Source organism: Microvirga sp. GCM10011540 (genome assembly GCF_042650665.1).
GTDB classification, from domain to species: domain Bacteria; phylum Pseudomonadota; class Alphaproteobacteria; order Rhizobiales; family Beijerinckiaceae; genus Microvirga; species Microvirga lenta.
Genome location: NZ_JBHSBQ010000082.1, coordinates 1 through 1,736, shown reverse-complemented (window position 1 = coordinate 1,736; position 1,736 = coordinate 1). Strand labels below are relative to the sequence as shown.

The window sequence follows — 1,736 nt, the reverse complement described above, 5'->3', positions numbered from 1 at the left end:
CCTCGGTGGCGGCCGCCACCGTCTGCACGTTGGACGAGGTCTGCTCGGCCGCCGAGGCCACGCTCACCGAGCGCCCCGTCGCCTGGTCCGCAACGTCACGCATCGATCGTGCCGTGACCTCCATCTCCGTCGCGGCAGACGCCAAGCCCTGGGTCAGAGCCGAGACATTCGCATCGAATTGTTTCGTGAGCTGATCGAGAACCTGAGCGCGGCGCATCTTTGCGTCGTTCTCGGCCTCCTGCTCTGCCGCGAGGCGCTTCGCTTCGATTGCGTTATCCTTGAAGACCTGCAACGCCCGCGCCAGCTGTCCGACCTCGTCGCCGCGCTCGGCACCGCTGACCGATACGTTGAGATCACCTTCCGCCAAGTGCGACATGGCTCCTGTAATGGCAGAGAGGGGGCGCACAATTCCATAGATCGCGATGGCAGCAATCAAGGACACGGCCACCGACAAGCCCACGGCTGCGGACACGATCAGGGTCCAGGACGTCCTGGACGCATACTCGTTCGCCTGCTGCCGCGACCGCTCCAGCGCATTCGCGCTGATGTCGGCCTGCTCGGCGAGAATGCTCCTTACCTTGATCCTCGCATCACGGCCCTCGCCGTTTGAAATCGTCATGGCCGCGTCGTCCATGTAACCTTTGAGGCCATGGGCAACGCTCTGATCCGTCAGAGTGAAATAGTTCATGACGGTCGCCTTGAGACCCTCGAACGCAGCCTGCGTCTCAGGGGTAGTCGCAGACGCGAGGAGGTTCTCCAGGTCCTTGACGGCAGCCTGCTTGTCCTCCTCGTACCGCTTCGCGTAGGTCGCACGCGCTTCGAGATCTTTATCGACGAGGATGTTCTTCTCCTGGATCGTCGCCTGGTTCACGTCGGCATTCAACTGGAGGATCAACTTCAAGCGCGTGGCGTCGACTTGGACGATTTCCTGCGTCCCGTTTGCCAGGCTTTCCAAACCGCCGCGGGCCAGCGCGATCAGGCCGACGGCGATTGCGACAAAGATCGCCACTGGGATTGCCAGCTTCGTTACAAGCCGCAGGTTGTTGAGAAGACGCATCTGACTCTCCGAAGAGCAAAAAAGGCATTTTCAGGGCAAGTAATTAGCGTGGCGAGACTGTATAAAAAGTTAAGCTGCCGAAAGGGCAGCAGAATAAATGCAAAATCATGAAACTGAGTTTCGGGTTCGGACTACTCACTACTTGAGAGTGTCGAAAGAGCACAGAACCATGCGCTTCTCTCCCGAAGGCCCAGAAGGCAGCCTGTATTCGTCCATATTAAAACCTGTCCTGCAGGAGTACCGGACAGGCACAGGCAAGCTCATCCAGTCAGGACGCACGCGCCCGCGCGTGGGTGTATTGCGCGCGTGCAACACTCGAGCACAAGCGAGAGGGTAGAGTCCGGACGGACTCGTTTGCCGTTGACGCAACAGCGCCTACCCGGCATTTATGAACAATACCTACTGATTCGGAGAGGGATGCGCGGTTCACTAAAGCACACTCGCTCACAATCAAAGTAAAAAAGTAAAAGTAAAAAATAGTTGTCCGATCATCAACAATCCGACAACGGGCGTTTGTATCGCGCGTATTTGCGTTCTGAATACCACTTCATAGGGCCGGGGGGCTTCATCATGTACATCGTCGTCGATGAACGGCAGATGGTGACGGCTGGGTACGTCGCCAGTTTCGACCGCGAAGGCATCTCATCCATCGGAGTGTTCTCCGGTGAGTTCCAGGACT

At 58.0% G+C, this 1,736-nt stretch carries 1 protein-coding gene; it reads right to left on the bottom strand.

Annotated features, from left to right (window positions below; all coding sequences use genetic code 11):
* Positions 1-1,057: HAMP domain-containing protein (locus tag ACFOYU_RS15365; protein WP_377034263.1), on the bottom strand; the 1,057-nt coding region annotated here is incomplete at its 3' end.
* Positions 1,058-1,736 lie beyond the last annotated feature (679 nt).